At 63.1% G+C, this 19,825-nt stretch carries 21 protein-coding genes; 6 read left to right on the plus strand and 15 right to left on the minus strand.

Annotated features, from left to right (window positions below):
* Positions 1–117 precede the first annotated feature (117 nt).
* Positions 118–555: a CBS domain-containing protein gene (locus IAE33_RS13550; protein WP_028635542.1), complete on the plus strand. Its 438-nt coding sequence runs from the start codon at positions 118–120 to the stop codon at positions 553–555.
* 5 nt (positions 556–560) lie between these two features.
* Here the strand turns inward: IAE33_RS13550 and IAE33_RS13555 are convergent, their stop codons facing one another.
* The 4 genes from IAE33_RS13555 to IAE33_RS13570 form a co-directional block, all read right to left on the minus strand.
* On the minus strand, positions 561–1,199 hold the full coding sequence (locus tag IAE33_RS13555) for an NADH:ubiquinone oxidoreductase subunit N (protein ID WP_201163860.1): 639 nt from the start codon (positions 1,197–1,199) through the stop codon (positions 561–563).
* Between the two features lie 69 nt (positions 1,200–1,268).
* Complete coding sequence (locus tag IAE33_RS13560; RefSeq protein WP_028635544.1) at positions 1,269–1,511, minus strand: DUF2789 domain-containing protein; 243 nt, start codon at positions 1,509–1,511, stop codon at positions 1,269–1,271.
* Between the two features lie 178 nt (positions 1,512–1,689).
* Entirely contained in the window at positions 1,690–2,322 is a 633-nt protein-coding gene (locus tag IAE33_RS13565; protein WP_028635545.1) for a LysE family transporter, read from the minus strand.
* Between the two features lie 132 nt (positions 2,323–2,454).
* Entirely contained in the window at positions 2,455–4,365 is a 1,911-nt protein-coding gene (locus IAE33_RS13570) for an ATP-binding cassette domain-containing protein (RefSeq protein ID WP_028635546.1), read from the minus strand.
* 50 nt (positions 4,366–4,415) lie between these two features.
* Here IAE33_RS13570 and IAE33_RS13575 point away from each other — a divergent pair, with 50 nt between their 5' ends.
* Positions 4,416–4,898: a TIGR02444 family protein gene (locus IAE33_RS13575; RefSeq protein ID WP_201163861.1), complete on the plus strand. Its 483-nt coding sequence runs from the start codon at positions 4,416–4,418 to the stop codon at positions 4,896–4,898.
* On the opposite strand, the gene IAE33_RS13580 is transcribed toward IAE33_RS13575, so the two are convergent.
* Complete coding sequence (locus IAE33_RS13580; protein WP_201163862.1) at positions 4,874–5,764, minus strand: AlgP family protein; 891 nt, start codon at positions 5,762–5,764, stop codon at positions 4,874–4,876. The two genes, IAE33_RS13575 and IAE33_RS13580, sit on opposite strands and share 25 nt — an antisense overlap.
* Positions 5,765–5,970: 206 nt before the next feature.
* On the opposite strand from IAE33_RS13580, the gene IAE33_RS13585 reads away from it, so the two are divergent.
* Positions 5,971–6,609 (plus strand): FKBP-type peptidyl-prolyl cis-trans isomerase, encoded by a 639-nt coding sequence (locus IAE33_RS13585; protein ID WP_201163863.1) that lies wholly within the window; start codon positions 5,971–5,973, stop codon positions 6,607–6,609.
* 9 nt (positions 6,610–6,618) lie between these two features.
* On the opposite strand, the gene IAE33_RS13590 is transcribed toward IAE33_RS13585, so the two are convergent.
* From IAE33_RS13590 to IAE33_RS13620, 7 genes are all read right to left on the minus strand, one after another.
* Complete coding sequence (locus tag IAE33_RS13590) at positions 6,619–7,089, minus strand: Rsd/AlgQ family anti-sigma factor (RefSeq protein ID WP_028635548.1); 471 nt, start codon at positions 7,087–7,089, stop codon at positions 6,619–6,621.
* Positions 7,090–7,322: 233 nt separating this feature from the next.
* On the minus strand, positions 7,323–7,838 hold the full coding sequence (locus tag IAE33_RS13595) for a disulfide bond formation protein B (protein WP_201163864.1): 516 nt from the start codon (positions 7,836–7,838) through the stop codon (positions 7,323–7,325).
* Between the two features lie 223 nt (positions 7,839–8,061).
* A complete protein-coding gene (locus IAE33_RS13600; protein ID WP_201163865.1) occupies positions 8,062–9,300 on the minus strand; it encodes a heme biosynthesis HemY N-terminal domain-containing protein in 1,239 nt (412 codons plus the stop codon).
* On the minus strand, positions 9,297–10,397 hold the full coding sequence (locus IAE33_RS13605; RefSeq protein WP_201163866.1) for a uroporphyrinogen-III C-methyltransferase: 1,101 nt from the start codon (positions 10,395–10,397) through the stop codon (positions 9,297–9,299). The genes IAE33_RS13600 and IAE33_RS13605 overlap by 4 nt, the downstream gene beginning before the upstream one ends.
* Before the next feature lie 44 nt (positions 10,398–10,441).
* Positions 10,442–11,209 (minus strand): uroporphyrinogen-III synthase, encoded by a 768-nt coding sequence (locus IAE33_RS13610; RefSeq protein WP_201163867.1) that lies wholly within the window; start codon positions 11,207–11,209, stop codon positions 10,442–10,444.
* Positions 11,206–12,147: a hydroxymethylbilane synthase gene (hemC, locus tag IAE33_RS13615; protein ID WP_201163868.1), complete on the minus strand. Its 942-nt coding sequence runs from the start codon at positions 12,145–12,147 to the stop codon at positions 11,206–11,208. Before hemC ends, IAE33_RS13610 begins: the two co-directional genes overlap by 4 nt.
* A gap of 181 nt (positions 12,148–12,328) precedes the next feature.
* On the minus strand, positions 12,329–13,072 hold the full coding sequence (locus IAE33_RS13620) for a LytR/AlgR family response regulator transcription factor (protein WP_201163869.1): 744 nt from the start codon (positions 13,070–13,072) through the stop codon (positions 12,329–12,331).
* Positions 13,073–13,381: 309 nt separating this feature from the next.
* Here IAE33_RS13620 and argH point away from each other — a divergent pair, with 309 nt between their 5' ends.
* The gene (gene argH / locus IAE33_RS13625; protein ID WP_060482996.1) at positions 13,382–14,779 is read left to right on the plus strand and encodes an argininosuccinate lyase; all 1,398 of its coding nucleotides are present in this window, start codon (positions 13,382–13,384) and stop codon (positions 14,777–14,779) included.
* 44 nt (positions 14,780–14,823) lie between these two features.
* Here the strand turns inward: argH and IAE33_RS13630 are convergent, their stop codons facing one another.
* The gene (locus IAE33_RS13630; RefSeq protein ID WP_060482997.1) at positions 14,824–15,486 is read right to left on the minus strand and encodes a glutathione S-transferase; all 663 of its coding nucleotides are present in this window, start codon (positions 15,484–15,486) and stop codon (positions 14,824–14,826) included.
* A gap of 147 nt (positions 15,487–15,633) precedes the next feature.
* On the opposite strand from IAE33_RS13630, the gene IAE33_RS13635 reads away from it, so the two are divergent.
* Together IAE33_RS13635 and IAE33_RS13640 are read left to right on the plus strand one after the other, a co-directional pair.
* On the plus strand, positions 15,634–15,939 hold the full coding sequence (locus IAE33_RS13635) for a hypothetical protein (RefSeq protein ID WP_201163870.1): 306 nt from the start codon (positions 15,634–15,636) through the stop codon (positions 15,937–15,939).
* Between the two features lie 69 nt (positions 15,940–16,008).
* Complete coding sequence (locus IAE33_RS13640) at positions 16,009–16,254, plus strand: TIGR02647 family protein (protein WP_028635558.1); 246 nt, start codon at positions 16,009–16,011, stop codon at positions 16,252–16,254.
* Positions 16,255–16,317: 63 nt separating this feature from the next.
* On the opposite strand, the gene IAE33_RS13645 is transcribed toward IAE33_RS13640, so the two are convergent.
* Positions 16,318–18,261, minus strand: a complete 1,944-nt coding sequence (locus IAE33_RS13645) for an FTR1 family protein (protein ID WP_201163871.1) — start codon at positions 18,259–18,261, stop codon at positions 16,318–16,320.
* Between the two features lie 145 nt (positions 18,262–18,406).
* Entirely contained in the window at positions 18,407–19,825 is a 1,419-nt protein-coding gene (locus IAE33_RS13650) for an efflux transporter outer membrane subunit (RefSeq protein ID WP_201163872.1), read from the minus strand.

Consider the following 19,825-nt stretch of genomic DNA (forward strand, 5'->3'; position numbering starts at 1 on the left):
CTTGGCGAGGGTCATGACGTTTTTCAATTGGCTCGATGCCGTTTCCTGCATTGCCGTGCAGGCTGGCGTGCCGGATGCTTTAGTAACCCACGCACCACACCATCCGCAGAGGCCCGTATGAAGAACGTCGAGCAGATCCTCAAGAGCAAGTCCGAGCACCAGACCGTCCACACCATAGGCCCGGACGATTCGGTGCTCGACGCACTCAAGCTGCTGGCCGAGAAAAACATCGGCGCGCTGCCCGTGGTTGAGGGCAACCAGGTTATCGGGATCGTCAGTGAACGTGATTATGCGCGCAAGCTGGTGCTGAAAGGCCGCTCATCCGCCGCTACGCCAGTGCGCGACATCATGAGTGCGCCCGTGGTGACCGTGGAGCCGAAGCAGAACCTGGAGTACTGCATGAACCTGATGACCAACCGTCACTTGCGCCACCTGCCGGTGGTCAGCAACGGCGAGCTGCTTGGGCTGTTGTCGATCGGTGACCTGGTCAAGGAAACCATTGCAGAACAGGCCGGCCTGATTGTGAAGCTGGAACAGTACATCCGGGGCGAATGAGGCTGTCAGTGGTAAGCGCGCTCCAGCTCGTCCAGCTGGTGGTCGAAACTGCGCAGGCGCGCTGACCAGGTATACACCAGCACTTCCAGGTCTCGGTTGAGCACTGTGGTAGTGCCGTCGTATTGCGGCAATGCCTCGCCCAGGTCCAGCTGATAGCGCTCCCGCGCCATCGCCTGTGCCACGCTGGAGAGGTCACGGGCGTTGGCCAACCAGTGGTGATGGTGATCATGCACTTCACGGTCGAGTGCACGGCATTGGCATTTCAGTGCATCCAGGCTCTGGTCGAGCGGTGTGCCCTTTAGCTCCCCCATCACCTCCTCGAAGGTTCGGCCTGAGTGCCAGTAGCTGCCCCAGAAGTACCGGTCGAACACCGTTTCTACACGGCGCAGCGCCACTTTGGTGTTCCAGATGGTCAGCAAGGTGTGGCCCTGCACCACTTCACGCTTGTTCAAGCGCAGCTGTTGCCAGGCGATCCAGGTGAGCGTGGTGAGTGAGTAGGCGACGATAACCGCAGCAGCAGCGTACAAAAAATGCACAGCCTGGTTCAGGTAATAGGCTTGGCGGATACCGTAGAAGTAACTGGCCGTGAGCGTGCCCAGGATCAACAAGGCGCACCAGAAACCCGATGCATAGGGATCTTTCATCGCGCTATCCCCTTATTGTTTACCTGAGCATAGCAACGGCCAATCACCCTTCAGGTGCCGCTCGGCGCTTTATTTCTTGCTCGAATGCAGCGCCTCGTTCAACTGGTCGATCATGGGGATCCAGTCGGCATCTGCGGTGTAGCTTTCCTTGAGAAAAGCGCGCTGGGCATCGCTCCAGAACGGTGCATCCACCAGTTTCACATCCTCGTCGAGGGGCGAATGGGTGGTGATGAAACGGTCGATTTCCACGGGGTCGTCAGGCAGACCCAGCTGCTTGAAAATCTCTGAAAAATGATGAGTCGGGCTATCCATGGTTCCTCCTAGATACCGGCTTCGGCTACTGAGCCAGGGCACGGCATGATGTGAAAGCTTGCTGAACGCGATCATCCGCCTGTGGATAGACAGCACGCAGCCAGGGAAGACTCGAAATAACCCGTATATTTGTCCGGGCGCTGCCGCAAGCACGGGGCTGCAAGCAGCCCCTCGGCAGTCAGACCGGGGCGCGGCGCAGGGTTGCCAGGAACGTGGCAGCGCCGATGAACAGCCCGGCAAAGGTGCGGTTCAGGCGCTTTTGCTGCCGCGGCGTACGCAGCAGGCGCAGTACCCGCGAGGCAAGGCCGGTGTAACCTGCCATTACCAGCATATCCACGGCCACCATGGTCACGGCGATGGCAATGTACTGCGGCAGCAGCGGGGCATGCGGGTTGATGAACTGTGGCAGTACCGCCAGCATGAACACCAGGGCCTTGGGGTTGCTGACATTGACCAGGAAGCCGCGGAACACCAGGCTCAGCGGTTTGCCGATGGGGCGTACGCCAGATTCATCGGTCATGTCCAGGGGCAAGGCGCGCCATTGCTTGTAGGCCAGGTACACCAGGTAGGCCACACCGAACCACTTGATGAACTGGAACGCGGTTGCGGAGGCGGCGAGGATGGCCCCCACACCCGCAGCGATGATGGCGATCTGCATGAGCAGCCCGAGCTGCAGCCCCAAGGCGTTCCAGTACCCACGCCAGAAACCATATTGCAGGCCGCTGGACATCGAGGCGATTGCCCCCGCGCCCGGCGACAGGCTGATCACCCAGCACGCGGCAAAAAAGCCCAACCACACTTCCATAGACATCGCACACCTCGCTCGAACACATGTTGCAAAACGTTAAGCTAAGGCGCCGATGAAAAAATGACCAGAAGATTTTAGAGGGGGTGGGTAGCGGCCCATCGCCAGCAAGGGGCTTGCCGGCGATAGGCTTAAGGCTCAACCCAAGGTTTCGAGCTCGGCCTGCATGCCTTCCAGGGTTTCCAGGGCCTCCATCCACGCTTCCTCAAGCTCGCCTTCACGCTGCTTGAGTGTGCTCTGGCGTGCCAGCAACTGCCGCAACTCGTCCTTGCGCGCAGCTTCATACAGGCCGCCGTCGCCAAGGGCGGTTTCGATCTCGGCCAGCTGAGCGTGTACCTGGCCAAGCTCGGCCTCAAGCTTGTCAGCAGCCTTCTTGTGCGGCGCCAGTTGCTGACGCAAGGCGGCAGCCGCCTGACGCGTGGCCTTCTTGTCGGTCTTGTCCGGGTTCACCGCCGCGCTGCTGGCCGGCGCACTGCGCTGGCGGTACTCCACCAGCCAGCGGCTGTAGTCGTCCAGGTCACCGTCGAACGGCTCGACCTTGCCATCGGCCACCAGCAGGAAGTCGTCAGTGGTGCTTTTGAGCAGATGGCGATCGTGAGAAACCACCACGACCGCACCGGCAAACTCCTGCAAGGCCATGGTCAGCGCCAGGCGCATTTCCAGGTCCAGGTGGTTGGTAGGTTCGTCCAGCAGCAGCAGGTTGGGCCGCTCCCAGGCGATCAGCGCCAAGGCCAGGCGGGCTTTTTCACCACCCGAGAAGTTCACCACCGGCTCGTCGACACGGTCACCATGGAAGTCGAAACCACCCAGGAAGTCGCGCAGGGTCTGCTCGCGCTCGGCGGGGGCAATGCGCTGCAGGTGCAGCAGCGGGCTGGCCTTGTCGTCCAGGGAGTCCAGTTGATGCTGGGCAAAATAGCCCACAGCCAGGTTTTCACCCAGCACCAGGCGACCTGCCAGGGGCTGTAGCTCGCCCGCCAGGTTCTTGATCAGCGTGGACTTGCCCGCACCGTTGGGGCCCAGCAGGCCGATGCGCGCCCCTGGCGTGAGCTGCAACTTGACCTTGTCGAGTACCGACTTGTCCGCGTAACCAAGACGGCCTTCAGACAGGCTCAGCAACGGGCTGGAGATTTTGTGTGACTCGCGGAACACGAAATCGAAGGGCGAATCCACATGCGCCGCCGACAGCTCTTCCATGCGTTCCAGGGCTTTGATACGGCTTTGCGCCTGGCGTGCCTTGGTGGCCTGGGCCTTGAAGCGGGCGATGTACTTTTCCATGTGCGCACGCTGCGCCTGCTGCTTTTCGTACGCCTGCTGCTGCTGCGCCAGGCGCTCGGCACGGGTACGCTCGAAGGCGGTGTAACCACCCTTGTACAGGTTCAGCTTGCGTTGCTCGACGTGCAGCACATGGTCGACCACCGCATCCAGGAAGTCACGGTCGTGGGAGATCAGCAACAGCGTGCCCGGGTAGCTCTTGAGCCAGTCTTCAAGCCACAGGATGGCGTCGAGGTCCAGGTGGTTGGTGGGCTCGTCGAGCAACAGCAGATCGGACGGGCACATCAAGGCCTGGGCCAGGTTCAGGCGCATCCGCCAGCCACCGGAGAAATCACCCACCCGGCGATCCATCTGCTCATTGGTGAACCCGAGGCCTGCCAGCAATTTGCGCGCACGGGCGTCGGCGGTGTAGCCATCGGCGCTTTCCAGCTCGCTGTGCAGCCGGGCCAGGGCAGTACCGTCATGCAGCTGTTCAGCCTCGGCCAGTGCGGCCTGGACCTTGCGCAGGCGCACATCGCCATCAAGCACGTAGTCCACCGCCAGGCGATCGAGGGTATCGACCTCCTGGCGCATATGGGCAATGCGCCAGTCGCCAGGCAGCTGGCAGTCGCCGCCATCGGGCGACAGCTCACCGCGCAGCAAGGCGAACAGGCTGGATTTACCGGCGCCGTTGGCACCGATCAGGCCGGCCTTGTGACCGGTGTGCAGGGTCATCTCGGCGCCGTCTAGCAAGCGCTGCGGACCACGCTGTAAAGTGAGGTTGGATAGTCTGATCATGATGGTCGCGGAGTCTACCAGCTTCCTCGGCCCATAGCGCGGGTACAACCATGCAAAGCGACTTGTGGAATCACGCATTGGCCATGTATGCCAGGCCCGGTGTGGAGGCAGCGTGCCTTGAGCTGCAAAGGCAAGGGGGCGACGTGTGCCTGCTGCTGTGCGCGACCTGGTTGCAGGCCCGTGCAGTGCATTTCAGCGATGAGCGCGCGTGCGCATTACAGGGCTGTGCCGGCCGCTGGCAACAGGAGGTGGTCGCCCCGCTGCGCAGCCTACGCCAGCAATGGCGTGAAGCGGCTGGCAGTGACAGCCAACTGGCGCTGTTGCGTGAGCAACTGAAAGGGATGGAGCTGCAAGCCGAAAAAACCCTGCTACAACGCCTTCAGGTCTGCGCTGCACAGTGGCCTTGCGGGTCACCCGCTGGCGCAGGCGACTGGCTGGCCCGGCTTGCGCCAGGCTCTGCCAGGGGCCACGACGCGCTTGACCGGCTGCGCGCCGCGGCTACGGCGTATCAGGAAGCCGAAGACGAAGTCTGAGCGGCGCCTGTGTCGGCCGTGGCGGTAGTGCTGCCAGTGGCCGAGTTGCTGCTGGCAGTGCCTGCCGGCTTGGCGTCAGCAGGCTTGCTGGCAGCCGCGCGCGCAGGTGCCTTGCCCGCGGGCTTGGCCTTGGCAGTAGAGGCGCTGCTGGGCGCCTTGGTTGCAGCGGGCTTGGTAGCAGGTTTTGCCGCAGTACGCGTGGCAGCAGGTTTAGCTGCAGGTTTCGCAGCTGACGTGGCGGCCGGCTTTGATGCAGCAGCTTTGGCAGCAGGCTTGGCGGCAGCGGTTTTTGCAGCTGGCTTGGCTGCAGGGGTTCTGGCAGTGGGTTTGGCAGCAGGTGCCTTGCCTGCCGGCTTGGCGGTCGCGGTTTTTGCCGCAGGCTTGGCAGCGGCGGCCTTGGGTGCAGGCTTGGTCGCGCTAGCCTTGGCCGCAGGTTTGGCCGCAGCGGGCTTGGCAGCTTGGGCGGCGCGCTGATCCAGTGCCTTGGTGGCAGCTTCACGCACCTTACCCACGCCCTGTGCCAGCTTCAGGCTGTCCTGAGCATCACGCTTGAGTTGCTGAATGTACGAGCGCGTCTGGGTTTGGCGGTCTTTCAAGGAGTCGAGCAGCTCTTCCAGAGCCCCCACTGCCTTCTGCGCCTTGGACTGCGACTTGGCTTTACCCGCCTTCGCGGCGTCTTGCAGTTTCAGACGGCCATTGTGCAGTTTCTCTTGAGCCTTGCCGCGCTGTTTCTCCAACTTGGCGAGCAATTTTTCCGCATCAGCCAGCGCTTGCGAGCAGGCTTCCTCCAAATGGTCGAGCAGGCTACCTGAAAGTTGTTGAAGCAGGTGTAAAGGCGTACTGACTGGCTTCTTTTTAGCCGACATGGCTTACCTCCTGGCTGACGAGATTACGGCTCATACTATGCTTCTGCTGCTGACGCCGCTAGGGCATGTTGACCGTAATATCCATGCCCTGTTGCATGCCGGGGCAAAGTTGCAGTAGCGCCGCCAGCCAAGTGTAGCGGCGGTGAACAGCCGCGCTGCAAGCAAAGGCTGGCATACTTGGCCCTTCATCCACACAGGGGCTGACCATGCCGCGTTATCTTGTTCTGGGTTTGTGCCTGCTGGCGCCTTTGTGCATGGCCGATAACGACGAGCACGACCTCGCCTACAGCCTGGGGGCCAGCCTGGGCGAGCGCTTGCGCCAGGACATGCCGGGCCTGCAACTGGATGCTCTGGTCGAAGGCCTGCGCCAGTCGTACCAGGGTCAGCCGCTGAAGCTGGATCAAGGGCGTATGCAGGCACTGCTACAACAACATGAAACTCAGCAGGCGGATACGGCGACGCAGAAGTTACAGGCCGCCGAAGTGCGTTTCTTGGCCAACGAGCGGGCGCGTCACGGCATACATGAATTGCAACAAGGCATTCTGTACAGCGAAATCCAACCCGGCAGTGGCGCTCAGCCAAAAGCGGCAGGCAAGGTGCAGGTGAACTACGTAGGGTGGCTACCGGATGGCTCGGTGTTCGACCGCAGCCAATCGCCGCAGTGGTTCAACCTGAACTCGGTGATCGAGGGCTGGCGGGTGGCATTGCCACAGATGCAGGCGGGCGCAAAGTGGCGCCTGGTGATCCCGTCGGCACTGGCCTACGGCGCCGACGGAGCGGGTGACCTCATCGCCCCCTACACTCCGCTGGTCTTTGAAATCGAGTTGCTGCAAGCAGGCAACTAGCGCAGCGCCTCAGGCCTGAACCGCGCCTTCTTCCTTGTGCGCGGTGTGCAGCACTTCGATCAGGCAGTCTTCAAGTTCAAAGCGTTCGTGCAACAGGCTGCCCAGCTTGCCAAGCTTCTCGGCAAAACGCTCAGTGTCGCGGCACTCGGCCTTTTCGCAATGGTCGTTGAACGCCAGCGCAATCTGGGTGATGTCGATAATCCGAGGGTTGATCTCTTCGGCCAGCTCCAGCGCTTTTTCATCGCCAAACGCCTTGGCTTCGCTGATAAGCTGTTCGCACACTTCGAAATGCCAGGCCGATACATAATCCACCAGCAAGGCGCAGAAATCGCCGTTGGTGTCCTTGTCGGCAAAGGCAGGCTTCACATCACGCAGGGCAGCGAATGCGTGTACCAGTTCCTGGCGCTCCGCTAGCCACCGGTCGATCAGGTTATTGACCCCGCCCCAGCGTTCCTGAGCATTCTGACAACTATCTAGCATGGCGATCTCTTCCCTTTTGGGTAGATGCCGCTGCACCTCGTACCCGAATCTCGCGGCACAAAAGTGGATCAGCAGAACGGCATCGAGCCGTAGTATTTTGCGTTATGCGTGCAGGCAGATTATTCCCGCACGTGCTGCCCTTCAAGGTACGCAGCGGACTAACTTCGTACAAGTGTTTAATACACGGTTACACGGCCACTGGTCGTGCTGGCGGCCCACAGCGCCTGTGCAAGCTACCTGAGGTCGCGGATTGCCAAGGTATGTAGGCGGCTCGCCAGCAAATAGCCCAACGGCAGCGTGGCCAGCAGCAAGAACGCCAGCAGGCTCCACTCGGGAAGGGTCAGGTCCAGAAAGCTCCATGCCAGCGAGTTGCAGTCGGCGCTGCCAAACAACAGCTGCCGGGCGGCCTCGCTCCAGGACTGCTTGAACAGGCGCGCCAGCGGCACCGGGCAGGCGTGGCCGACATCGTCGGCACCCTGCAGCCATACGTGCCGTGCGGCCAGCAGGGCACCGGCCAGCGCACAGCCCAGTGCAACCCGCGCATAGCGGCGTTTGCCTGGCGAGGCAGGGGCATGGAGCGTTGCCAGCAGGCATACCAGCGCATAGCCCGCGAGCATCAACCGCTGGCTGAAACACAATGGGCAAGGCGAAAGCGCCAGCGCTGCCTGCAATTGGAAGGTGGCGATCAGCACCACGAGCGCGCCCAGGCAGGCAGGTAGGAAGAAGGTGCGCAAGCGGGCCGGCAGCATGGGCGTTGAATGTCCCGGGGTTGGTAGGGTAGGCCTGAAACGGTAGAGGAAACGTATCCTTTGTTTCAAGGCGCTACTGCCCAGACAATTCACTGCACGGCGAAGGAAATTTCCAGCTACATGGTAGGAAGGGCCTTAGGACAAAGACCGCAGAATTTACCTACACCAGTGGAGAAATTACCCGCCCCCTAAGCCCGCTGCATTGCGCGGGCCCAGGGGTGGCTCAGGCGCGGACGCTTTCTGGCAGGGGCAGCGCCAGCAGGCGCTCATCAAGCAGGCCAAGGCCTTCCTGGAACAGCTGGTTGCTGCGCTCGGTTTCACCCAACCCCGCCAGTAACCGAGCCAGCTCGGCGCAGGTTTCCGGGTTGCGCTCCATGCGCAGGCTGCTTTCCAGATAATCCCTGGCCTTGCCCCACAGACGGTTCTGCAGGCTCAGGCGGCCCAGGGTGAGCAGCAGGCTGGCGTCCTGCGGGTGCTCTTTGAGCCAACCTTCGGCGGCTTGCAGCTGACGCGCAGGGTCATCACCGCGAACCAGACCATACAGCCGGGCCAGGTGGCTTTCGTACTGGCGCTTGAGCGCAGCGCGCAGCACCTGCTCGGCCTCACTTTGGGCGCCTGCCTGGCGTAGCTGCTCGGCATAGGCCAGCACCAGCTGCGGCTCCTGGCGCTGGGCAGACGTCAATTGCTGCCAGGCGCGTTCAAGGGCCTGCCGGGCGGTTTGGGCATCTTCACCACGGGTGGCTGCCAGGCTCAGGTTCTGGCCCCAGGCACGGCGCTCCAGCGCCGCCAGCTCGGCAGGCGGCAATACCTTGCCCTTGCGCAGGTCTGGCATCAGGCGGATCAGTGCCGACCAGTCGCCGCGCTCCAGGTGCAGGCGTTGCAGCAGGCGCAGCACCTGGGTGTTGTGCGGATGGCGTTGTTGCATGGCCAGCAGTGTTTCCAAGGCGCCATCGCTATCCCCGCGGTCCATCTGCAACTGGGCATGGGTCAGGGCAACGGCCAGTTCGGCTTGCGGCTGGCGTTCCAGGGCGCGCTCCAGCAGGTTGTCGCTGTCTTCGATACGGCCCTGTTCGTTCGCCGCACGTGCGGCACCCAGGTAGTACATCAAAGGCTGGCGCTCGGCCTCGGCGGCACGGTGCAGGTGGCGCTGGGCACTGGCCCAGCGGCCCTCGGCAAGGTCAAGCTGCCCTTGCTCGACGGCCAGCCGATTACGCCGGCTGCGGTTGCGTCGCGACCAGGGGTTGACCGCACCGCTTGAGGCCAGCACCAGCCCAACCAGAAAGCGCAGCAACAACAACACCGCCACCACCGCGAGCAACCCCAACAGGGCAGCCCACAAGCCGGACTGATAACGGAAACTGCCATAGGACACCATCACATAGCCGCTGTGGTTGGCCACGGCCACACCCAGTGCTGCGGCAACCACGATGGCCAGCACCGCCAGCAGGTACACGCGCTTCATGGCTTGCCCCCCTCGGCATCAGCCGGCAAGTGGCGGCGCTGGATGTAGTTCTGCACAGCAGCCAGGCTCTGGCTGAGGTCAGGGGTGACCACGGACACCGGCTGCTCAGCCAGAGCGTTGAGGCTGTCGAGCATGGCCTTGCTTTGCGGGTTATCGGCGTTGAAGTTGGCGACCAGCACGCTGCGGGCATCATCCAGTGCCTGGGTGTAGACCTTGGCATCACCGTTGAGCGCGGCCCACTGGGCCTGTTCGATGGTGAGGCTCAGTGCCAGGCGCAACTGGTTGAGTTGCTGGCCTGCCAACAGAGGCCGCACGTTGTCGTCGGCATTGAAGTCGATCTGGAAGTACTTGGAGATTTCCGACCACCACTGCGCCAGGCGGCTTGGGCCATCGCCATCTGCGGTGAGTGCGCCCATTGCATTGGCATCGCTGGAGAACTCCGGCGACTGGGCGCTGAGCTGTTGCACTTGCTCACGCTGGGCGGCCAGCTTGAGGAACAGGCCAGTGCGGTCGGGTTGCTGGGTGCTGCTGAGGGTAGCGAGGCTGCGGGCCAGTTGCTCGCGGGCAGCGAAGGCACCCGGGTCGCTCTGTTCGCGCAGAATTTCGTCCGCACCCTCGACCAGCGCCTTGGCACTGGTGATGTCCTGCAGGGCCGACAGGCGCAGGGTAGCCAGGCGCAGCAGGTGCTCGGCCTCGGCCAGGCGCCACTCCTTGCGGCTTTCGCCCAGCACGGTTTCAACCCGTTGGCTGAGGCGCTGCTGATCGCCTTGCAACTGGGCGACCAGCCGGCGGCGGTCTTCCAGCTCGCTGGCCGCCGGCAGGCTGGCCAACTGCGCGCTGATTTGCTGCTCACGCTGCTGCAGTGCCTCGGCGCGCTGGTTCAATGCTTCGAGGTGCTGGCCCTGGTCGAATTCATCGCCCTGCAGCTGGTGTACCTGCCAGGCACCCCAGCCACCGACGCCAACGCCCGCAGCGCCCAGCAGCAAGGCCAGCGCAGCCAGGCCGTTGCCGGAGCGTTTGCCGGATGGGGGGGTGACAGGCTCCGTCGGCGCCTGGGCCGCGGTTTGATCATTATTGGACAAGACAGTCTCGCTCACGTATCCATCCTTTGCATGGGGGCGCATCGCGTACAGCTTAGCGCCTAATCGGCAGGTGCAGCGCTGCGCTGCACGGCTGCCAGCAAGGCCATGGCGCTGGCGCCACGGCAATCCACAACCTGTTGGGCCCCTGCGGCCCTGGCCTGTTCGGCTACCCGCGGGCTCGGCACGAACAGCGGCATGCGCGCAATCTGCGGCCACGCGGTGCCAGCCAGCTGCTGCAAGTGTTCGAAACCCTGCCCACTGCTGACCACCACGCCATTGAGGCGTTCCGCGTGGATGCGCTGCATCAGGGTACCTGCCGGGTAAGCAGGCAGGCAGCGACGATACAGTTCCAGATATTCGACGCTAGCACCTAGCTGTGCAAGACGCTCTGCCAGCAGTTCGCGACCTCCTACGCCGCGCACAATGAGCATGCGCGGGGCGGCACCCGCCACCGCCTGGCGCAGCGCCGGCACGGCCAATAAGGCTTCGCTGTCATCGCCTGCCGCCGGGTAGCTCACGTACAGGCCTGCCTGTTGCAATACGGCAGCGGTCGCTGCACCCACGGTGAACCAGCCGCGCGGCGGCATAGGCAGGCCACACGCGGCCACCTGTTCAAGCAGCAACCTGGCAGCCGGTTTGCTTACCACGATGACGCCGCCAAACTGCCCCAGCTCACCCAGCAGCGCCCGCTGCCTGGCGTCGGGAAGTACAGGTTCGATGGCCAGCAAGGGCAGGCAACTGCTACCCACCCCGGCGTCAGCCAGGCTTTGCGACAGCGCCGCGCAGTCCTCGGCAGGCCGGGTCAGCAACAGGCGCCAAGGGCTCACGGGTGCCCAGCCTCGCCATAGACTTCCTTGAGGATAGCCTCGGCGCCCTGGCTCAGCAGGTCTTCAGCCACTTGTATGCCCAGGGCTTCGGCGTGCGCCCGTGGCGCGCGGGCCTGGGCAACCAGCAGAGTGCCGCCATCAGGGTGGCCAACCAGGCCACGTAGCCACAGTTGGTCCTGCTCGAGCACTGCATAGCACGCGATGGGCACCTGGCAGCCCCCGTTCAGGCGCTTGTTCAAGGCGCGCTCGGCGACTACGCGGTCGGCAGTGTCGTCGTGGTGCAAGGCTGCCAGCAGTGCATGGATGTGCGCGTCGGCACTGCGGCACTCGATGCCAACCGCACCCTGGCCGCCAGCGGGCAGGCTGTCATCGACGCTGATACTGTCGGTGATGCGGTCTTCGAAGCCCAGGCGAATCAGCCCGGCAGCCGCCAGAATGATCGCGTCATATTCGCCGGCATCGAGCTTGGCCAGGCGCGTGTTGACGTTACCGCGCAAGAAGCGAATTTGCAGGTCGGGCCGGCGGGCCAGCAGCTGGGTTTGCCGGCGCAGGCTTGAGGTGCCGACGACACTGCCGGCCGGCAGCGCCTGAAGGCTGTCAAAGCGGTTGGAGACAAACGCGTCGCGCGGGTCTTCGCGCTCGCAGATGCAGTACAGCCCCAGGCCTTCGGGGAAGTCCATGGGGACGTCCTTCATCGAGTGCACAGCGATGTCGGCTTCGTTGTCGAGCAGGGCGTTTTCCAGTTCCTTGACGAACAGGCCCTTGCCGCCGATCTTCGCCAGGGGAGCATCCAGCAGCTTGTCGCCGCGGCTCACCATCGGCACCAGGGACACATGTAGGCCTGGGTGAGCCTGCTCGAGACGGGCTTTGACGTATTCGGCCTGCCACAGGGCCAATGCACTTTTACGGGTGGCAATGCGGATTTCGCGAGTGGACATGTAACGCCCCGATACATAGAAATGCCGCCGATGATAACAGCATCGTCGGAGGCACTAGCAGATGCGGATCAACAGCGAGTGCGATGGTGAACCTGGGGCGGGAGTAGTGGGGGCAGGTGTATCAAGGCCGCTGGGCGGCCTGTCGCGGGCAAGCCCGCTCCTGTAGAGAAGGCCGACAACGTTAGAGGTTCTGCATCATTTTGCGCACACCGGCCACGTGGCGGCGGCTCACCGTGAGGGCGTCACCATCGAGCCCCTTGAGGTAAAGCTGGAAATGGCCGAGCGGCGTACGCTGCAGGCGCTCGATACGCTCGCGGGCGACCAGTGCGTTGCGATGGATACGCACGAAGCGATCACCGAACTCATCTTCCAGAGCCTTGAGCGGTTCATCGAGCAGCACCTCGCCACCTTCGTGGCGCAAGGTCACGTACTTGTGATCGGCAATGAAATAGATCACCTGGGGTATGGGGATCAGCTCGATGCCTTTGCGGGTTCTGGCACTGATATGGCTACGTGGCCCACCCCCTTCGCTGCCCGGCCGGGTGAGCGCGGCCAGTTGCGCACGGTTGGGCTTGTCTGCCTTGCGCAGCGCGTCGCGCAGGGTTTGCGGCTGTATTGGCTTGGTCACATGGCTGAGGGTGCTGCCGTCGAATGCATCGGCGCCATATTCGTCATCACCGGTGCAAAACACCAACGCCGGCGGCGCCTCGCGCTCGCACAGGCGCGCGGCCACCTGCAGGCCATCGAGCCCTGGCATGCCGATGTCCAGCAAAACCACATCAGGCTTGAGGCTTTCAATCAGTGCAAGCGCTTCCTCGCCATTCGTGGCACTTGGCTCCAGCACGGTGTAACCCTCGAGTTCACCGAGCAATCGGCTTAGGCGTTCGCGGCCTTGGGGTTCGTCATCAACGATCAGGACATTCATAGTTGCGCTGGATTCCTGAATGAGTCTGCACGGTCATGGCGTAGACAGGTGTGAGTGGAGCGATGCTGCGTGTCACGCTCTAGACCGGTGCGATGGCCAAAGATTCACTGGAGCCGGCAGATTCGCTGCCCACCCCTTGTCAAACTGTAGACGGTCCGTGGAACACTGCCGTTCAATCCTGAAAATCTCTGCAACGGTTTTGCGCGGCCTTCGTCTGTCGATTAACTGCGCCCTGCGCCCTGCGGCAGCGGGCCCAACCCTGCTATCATCGCAGCAATTTTTTCGTTCACGCCTGCAATGAGTGAATTCATGAGCACTGACAAGACCAATCAGTCCTGGGGCGGCCGCTTCAGTGAGCCCGTCGACGCCTTCGTCGCCCGTTTCACCGCCTCGGTAGACTTCGACAAGCGCCTGTACCGCCACGACATCATGGGCTCGATTGCCCACGCAACCATGCTGGCACAGGTCGGCGTCCTCAGCGACGCCGAGCGTGACACCATCATCGATGGCCTCAAGACCATTCAGGGCGAAATCGAAGCCGGCACCTTCGACTGGCGCGTCGACCTCGAAGACGTGCACATGAACATCGAAGCACGCCTCACCGACCGCATCGGCATTACCGGCAAGAAGCTGCACACCGGCCGCAGCCGCAACGACCAGGTGGCTACCGATATCCGCCTGTGGCTGCGTGACGAAATCGACCTGATCCTGGGCGAAATCACCCGCCTGCAAAAAGGGCTGCTGGAACAGGCCGAGCGCGAAGCCGAAACCATCATGCCAGGCTTCACCCACTTGCAAACCGCCCAGCCGGTCACCTTTGGCCACCACCTGCTGGCCTGGTTCGAGATGCTCAGCCGCGATTACGAGCGCCTGGTCGATTGCCGCAAGCGCACCAACCGCATGCCATTGGGCAGCGCTGCACTGGCCGGCACCACCTACCCCATCGACCGCGAGCTCACGTGCAAGCTGCTGGGCTTCGAGGCCGTGGCAGGCAACTCGCTCGATGGCGTCTCGGACCGTGATTTCGCCATCGAATTCTGCGCTGCGGCCAGCGTGGCGATGATGCACCTGTCGCGCTTCTCGGAAGAGCTGGTGCTGTGGACCAGCGCGCAGTTCCAGTTCATCGACCTGCCAGATCGCTTCTGCACCGGCAGCTCGATCATGCCGCAGAAGAAGAACCCGGACGTGCCGGAGCTGGTGCGTGGCAAGAGCGGCCGCGTGTTTGGCGCCCTGACTGGCTTGCTGACCCTGATGAAAGGCCAGCCGCTGGCCTACAACAAGGACAACCAGGAAGACAAGGAGCCGCTGTTCGACGCCGCCGACACCCTGCGCGACTCGCTGCGTGCCTTTGCCGACATGATCCCGGCCATCAAGCCCAAGCACGCCATCATGCGTGAAGCGGCCCTGCGTGGGTTCTCCACCGCAACTGACCTGGCCGACTACCTGGTGCGCCGTGGCCTGCCGTTCCGTGACTGCCACGAAATCGTTGGCCACGCGGTGAAGTACGGTGTGGACACGGGCAAGGACCTGGCGGAAATGAGCCTGGAGGAACTGCGCCAGTTCAGCGACCAGATCGAGCAGGACGTGTTCGCGGTGCTGACCCTGGAAGGCTCGGTGAATGCCCGCAACCACATCGGTGGTACGGCACCGGCACAGGTGCGCGCGGCGGTTGCCCGTGGCACGGCGCTGCTGGCCCAGCGGGCCTAGGTGCCGCAGCGGCCTTGCGCATCGCGTCGCAAGGCCGCCCCCCGTCACTGTTTGCGGTTACGCATCATCTCGAGGAAGGCCGGCATCGCCGCTTCCTTGTCTGCGACAATCCGTGCGACGTGCGGGTTCTCGCCCATCTGCTGCAGCAATGCCTTGGCCTGGGGGAAGTCCGCCAGCAAGTCGATGTTCAGCACTTTCTTGCCCACAGCGCTCGCCAGGTCAACCGAGAAGCAGAACATCAGGTCGGCCAGGGTCAGTTGATCGCCCGCCACGAAGGGTGCGAAACGCCCGTTGCGTTTGAGGGTGGCGAAGCCGGACAGCAACTCGGTACGCGCCTTCTCCTTGACCAGCGGCTCCACAGGCGTGCCGAAGAACGCTTCGGCGTAGCAGGTGCGCGCAGGCAGCTCGATGTACAGCTCGATTTCCTTGACCAGCTCACGCACCTTGGCCTGGGCGAAAGGGTCAGCCGGCAGCAGCGCCTTGCCGCCTTGGGTGTGCTCGATGTAATCGAGAATGACGCTGGTTTCACTCAAGAAACCGTGCTCGGTTTGCAGCACCGGCACCTTGCCACGTGGGCTGACTTCCAGTACCTGCGGGGTCTGGCCACTGAAGAACAGCACCTCTTCGAAAGGCACGCCCTTTTCCAGCAAGGCCAACTTGACCATGTTGTAGTAGTTGCTGACAGGGAATCCGTAGAGCTTGAGCATGGGTTGACAGCCTCCGGGCCGTAAGAAAATGGCACGGCTTTTATAGCCCCATCGCCCGCGCCTGACCAGCGTCATGCACGCGGTCGATGGCCGGGCATTGCCAATACAGCCGTGGCAAACTGTGCATCCCACAACAGGAGTTGCGCCATGAGCGAACACACCGACATCGACGATGATCAAGACGACGAGGCCTTTGCCGAGGCTACGTTGACGCAGGCAATCGAGAACCAGATCGAAAGCGGCGAGCCCCCTGCGGCCAAGGCCACATTCAACAAGCTGACCCTGGTCGGCTACGCGCGCGAAGACATCCTGAACCTGATGGCACACGTTCTTGCCTTCGAGATCGACAACATGCTCAGCGAAGACCGCGAGTTCGACGGCCAGTGGTACGAAGAGGCGCTGCGCGCATTGCCTGAGCTGCCGCCTGAGATGGATCAAGGCGACGACGAATAAGCCGGCTACACTCCTATGTCAGGCACCCCTTGCGGTGCCGCCATCCTTGTCTGGAAGTCAGGAGTCGCCATGTCCTTTTCCCCCGAATTGATCGCCGAACTGGAAGTACTTGCGCTGTTCAACCTCGACAGCAGCCAGGAAGGCATCAAGATTCACAACAACGCCTCCCCCACCCTGATCGCTGCGGCGCAGCGCCTGCACGACAAAGGCCTGACCGATCAGCCTGACGGCGGTTACCTGACCAGCCTTGGGCACGATGCGGTGGAGAGCGTGCAGCTGCTGCAGAACATCCTCAAATCACCGCAGCCAGCCTGAAACCCGAGCACCCCCGGTGGGAGCGGTTTCAACCGCGAGCCCTGGGGGTGCGCCAGCATTGCGTCAGCTAACGGCGGCCCGGCGCTTTTCCATCAACCGCGAGCGCCCGTACAGGAACACGATGGCCAGCAAAGCCACCGCCTGTGCCGACAGCGAATAGGCGTCGGCGTGAATCCCCAGCCAATCGAACTCAAAGAACGCCACCGGGCGGGTACCCAGCACGCCCGCCTCCTGCAATGCCTTCACGCCATGCCCTGCAAATACTACAGACAGCGCGCACAGCAGTGCGGCGTTGATGCTGAAGAACAGTGACAGCGGCAGCTTGGCCGAACCCCGCAAGATGACCCATGCCAACCCCACCAGCAGCACCAGTGCAGTAGCCCCGCCCGCCAATACCGCCTGGTGCCCGGCCGGCCCTGCCTGTAACCACAGGGTTTCGTAGAACAGGATCACTTCGAACAATTCCCGGTACACCGAGAAGAACGCCAGCATGGCGAAGCCGAACCGGCCGCCACCGCTGACCAGGCTGCTCTTGATGTAGTCCTGCCAGGCTGCGGCGTGGCGACGGTCATGCATCCACACCCCCAGCCACAGCACCATCACCGCAGCAAACAATGCCGTGCAGCCTTCGAGCAGTTCGCGCTGAGCGCCACCGACATTGATCACATAGGCAGCCAACGCCCACGTAGCGAAGCCGGCAACCAGCGCCAGGCCCCAGCCGATGTTGACGCTGCGCACCGCCGACTGCTGGCCCGTGTTACGCAGGAAGGCCAGGATTGCTGCCAGCACCAGAATGGCTTCCAGGCCTTCACGCAGCAGGATCAGCAGACCAGACACATAGCTCAGCGACCAGCTCAGCCCATCACTGCCCAGCAACTTGGCGGCTTGGTCCAGCTTGGTTCTGGCTTCGGCAAGGCGCTGCTCGGCCTGGGCGATGGGCAAGCCATCCTGCAATGCCTGCCGGTATGCCATCAGGGATTTCTCGGTGTCCTTGCGGGCCTGGGCGTCGATGTTGTCCAGCGAGCTTTCTACCAGCTCGAAACCCTCCAGGTAGGCCGCTACTGACAGGTCGTAGGCCTGGTCATGGTCGCCTGCACGGTAAGCGGCGAGGCTCTTGTCCAGGGTAGTGGCGGTGTACTCGAGCAATTGCGCCGGGCCGCGTTTGACCTGCGGCGGCTGAGCGCGCTGAGCGCGGAACGCCTGCACGGCTGCTGCACCCTCGTTGGCTGCCACTTCCGCGGGTGTCTGGCGTGCCAGGTCGGCCAGGTTCCACGCCTTGTCGCCCTTTGCCGCTTGCGGGTTGGCCGTGAAGCTGGCGATATACGCCGCCACATCCCAGCGCTGGCGGTCGTCCAGCTGGTCAGCGAACGATGGCATCTCGGTACCGTCGATACCCAGAGCCAGCGTGTTGTAAAGGTCGAACAGGCTCAACTGGTCGAGGCGTTCGGTATTACGCAGGTCGGCGGGGGCCGGCTCCAGGCCGACACCAGCCGGGCCATCGCCCGCCCCGGTATCACCGTGGCAGATCGAGCAGTTTTGCGCATACAACGATGCGCCACGGGCCGGGTCGGGGGTGATCACCGGGGCTTGGCTCACCTCGTAGGCCACGGCCAAGCGAGCGCCCAACTGGCGAGCCTGCTTGGCGACTGCGGCGCCATCCTGACGCTGGTCGATGGCCTGGCGAAGGGCCTGGATGCCTTGCTGCAGCGCGTTGTGTTCGGCGTTGGCCGGCAGGCTGTTAACCAGATCAGCCAACACAGCACTGAATTCCTGCTGCTCACGGTACTCGCCACTGTCGACTACTTTGCCGTCGCGCACGGTGGGCGGGTAATCCGCACCAATGTAGTCAAGCAAGTGCAGCGCTTTGGCGGCTTCAGCGGGCGCCTCGGCCTGCACCAGGGTGCTGCACAACGCCAGCACTGGACCAAGCAGCAACGCGGGCAGCCAGGACAGCACACGGGTACGGGTTTTCATGGCCAGTCTCGGAGGGAATGCGAAAGAGAACATTGTTCACTTCCACTCAGCTTGCCTCAAGGTTTGTGGGCAGATTTCATGAAAAATCTTGCTACAAATCAGTCGGCGGTCAACCTCCGCATTACCAAGAGCCAGCGTCTGCAGCCAAGCTAAGGGAGCAGCCCTGCCGGCTATTGGCCTAAGGCTTGGCGCTCTCCCTCCAGCCGCCACCCAGTGCAAGGAACACCCCAATCTGCCCCACCGCCACCTGGCTATTCGCCGCCGCCAGTTGCGCACGCATATCGGTGTAGGTGCGTGTCGCCTGCAAGTCCGCCAAAAACGATTCGCGCCCTGCCTGGTAATAGCGGTGGGTCTGGTCTGCCGCTTCTTTCGCCGACCTTTCTGCCTCGGCCAGTGCATCACGGCGGTCAAGCAAGGCGCTGTACTGGGCAAGCCGGGTCTGGGTTTCGCGAATGGCGTTCAGCACTACACCGTCAAAATGGGCCAACGCCGCCTGGGTAGAGGCTTCAGCCATGCGAATGCGCGCCCGGGTGCCATTGGTAGGGATGGACCAGCTGATCTGCGGACCAAAGCCCCAGCGGTTGGTTGCAGGCTCGCCCAGGTTGTCAAGGATGCCAATGGTACCGACCTGGGCACCGATGCTGATGTCTGGGTACAACGCGCCAGTAGCAACGCCAATAGTGGCTGTGGCAGCAGCCAGTTGCCGCTCGGCCTGGCGCACGTCAGGGCGGCGCTTGAGCAGCGCCGCGCCATCGCCGACCGGTACCAACTGATGAAGCTGTGGCAGTTCGGCACACTCGGCAGTGCCGGCCGGCAACTGATCCACCGGCTTGGCCAGCAGCGCCGCCAGGGTATACAGGCCCGTTTCACGCTCGGCCTTGAAGCGCGGCAACTCGGCGCGCAACGATTTGAACTGGGTTTGCGAGCGGGTGACCTGGGTTTCATCGCCACGGCCCGCATCACGCAGGCGCTGGCTGAGTTGCACACTCTGCTGCTGCAGGTCGAGTGACTCGCGGGCAATGTGGTATTCCTCGTTGGCCGAGCACACCTGGGTATAGGCCTTGACCACATCCGCCACCAAGGTGATGCGCGCCGTGTCGGCAGCCGCCTGCACCGCATCGGCATTGGCCTTGGCAGCCTCGGTACCACGCTTGAAGGTGCCCCACAGGTCGAACTGGTACGAGGCGCTGATGATCGCCTCGCCGATGTTGGCCACCGGCACTTTTTCGGTCAGCAGGAAGGCTTCACCCGACTCTTGCAGGCGCTGCGCACCAGCCTTGACGCCACCGCTGAAGCCGCCCTGGGATTCGGCAACGTCGACCTGAGCGCGAGCCTTGGCGATGTTGGCCGCTGCAACCCGCAGCTCGGTATTGGCGCTGAGCGCCTGGCGCACCAAGGCATTGAGGCGTGGGTCCTGATAAAGCTGCCACCAGCCCTCGGGCACCGGTGCCGACACCACGCTGCCACTATCCTGGCGCAACGGGCCGTTCAGGTCGCTGCGCTGTACGGCGGCGGCCTTGGGCACTTCATAGTCGGGGCCGACCATCATGCAGGCGCCCAGCGACAGGCAGATACCCGCCAGCATCAGCTGTTTCAT

Origin of the sequence: Pseudomonas sp. S60 (assembly GCF_016647865.1) — a bacterium.
Classification (GTDB): Bacteria; Pseudomonadota; Gammaproteobacteria; order Pseudomonadales; family Pseudomonadaceae; genus Aquipseudomonas; species Aquipseudomonas parafulva.

Coding starts and splice junctions, on each gene's coding strand:
- IAE33_RS13550 (WP_028635542.1), top strand. CDS start 118: ATGAAGAACGTCGAGCAGATCCTCAAGAGCAAGTCCGAGCACCAGACC.
- IAE33_RS13555 (WP_201163860.1), bottom strand. CDS start 1,199: ATGAAAGATCCCTATGCATCGGGTTTCTGGTGCGCCTTGTTGATCCTG.
- IAE33_RS13560 (WP_028635544.1), bottom strand. CDS start 1,511: ATGGATAGCCCGACTCATCATTTTTCAGAGATTTTCAAGCAGCTGGGT.
- IAE33_RS13565 (WP_028635545.1), bottom strand. CDS start 2,322: ATGTCTATGGAAGTGTGGTTGGGCTTTTTTGCCGCGTGCTGGGTGATC.
- IAE33_RS13570 (WP_028635546.1), bottom strand. CDS start 4,365: ATGATCAGACTATCCAACCTCACTTTACAGCGTGGTCCGCAGCGCTTG.
- IAE33_RS13575 (WP_201163861.1), top strand. CDS start 4,416: ATGCAAAGCGACTTGTGGAATCACGCATTGGCCATGTATGCCAGGCCC.
- IAE33_RS13580 (WP_201163862.1), bottom strand. CDS start 5,764: ATGTCGGCTAAAAAGAAGCCAGTCAGTACGCCTTTACACCTGCTTCAA.
- IAE33_RS13585 (WP_201163863.1), top strand. CDS start 5,971: ATGCCGCGTTATCTTGTTCTGGGTTTGTGCCTGCTGGCGCCTTTGTGC.
- IAE33_RS13590 (WP_028635548.1), bottom strand. CDS start 7,089: ATGCTAGATAGTTGTCAGAATGCTCAGGAACGCTGGGGCGGGGTCAAT.
- IAE33_RS13595 (WP_201163864.1), bottom strand. CDS start 7,838: ATGCTGCCGGCCCGCTTGCGCACCTTCTTCCTACCTGCCTGCCTGGGC.
- IAE33_RS13600 (WP_201163865.1), bottom strand. CDS start 9,300: ATGAAGCGCGTGTACCTGCTGGCGGTGCTGGCCATCGTGGTTGCCGCA.
- hemC (WP_201163868.1), bottom strand. CDS start 12,147: ATGTCCACTCGCGAAATCCGCATTGCCACCCGTAAAAGTGCATTGGCC.
- IAE33_RS13620 (WP_201163869.1), bottom strand. CDS start 13,072: ATGAATGTCCTGATCGTTGATGACGAACCCCAAGGCCGCGAACGCCTA.
- argH (WP_060482996.1), top strand. CDS start 13,382: ATGAGCACTGACAAGACCAATCAGTCCTGGGGCGGCCGCTTCAGTGAG.
- IAE33_RS13630 (WP_060482997.1), bottom strand. CDS start 15,486: ATGCTCAAGCTCTACGGATTCCCTGTCAGCAACTACTACAACATGGTC.
- IAE33_RS13635 (WP_201163870.1), top strand. CDS start 15,634: ATGAGCGAACACACCGACATCGACGATGATCAAGACGACGAGGCCTTT.
- IAE33_RS13640 (WP_028635558.1), top strand. CDS start 16,009: ATGTCCTTTTCCCCCGAATTGATCGCCGAACTGGAAGTACTTGCGCTG.
- IAE33_RS13645 (WP_201163871.1), bottom strand. CDS start 18,261: ATGTTCTCTTTCGCATTCCCTCCGAGACTGGCCATGAAAACCCGTACC.
- IAE33_RS13650 (WP_201163872.1), bottom strand. CDS start 19,825: ATGAAACAGCTGATGCTGGCGGGTATCTGCCTGTCGCTGGGCGCCTGC.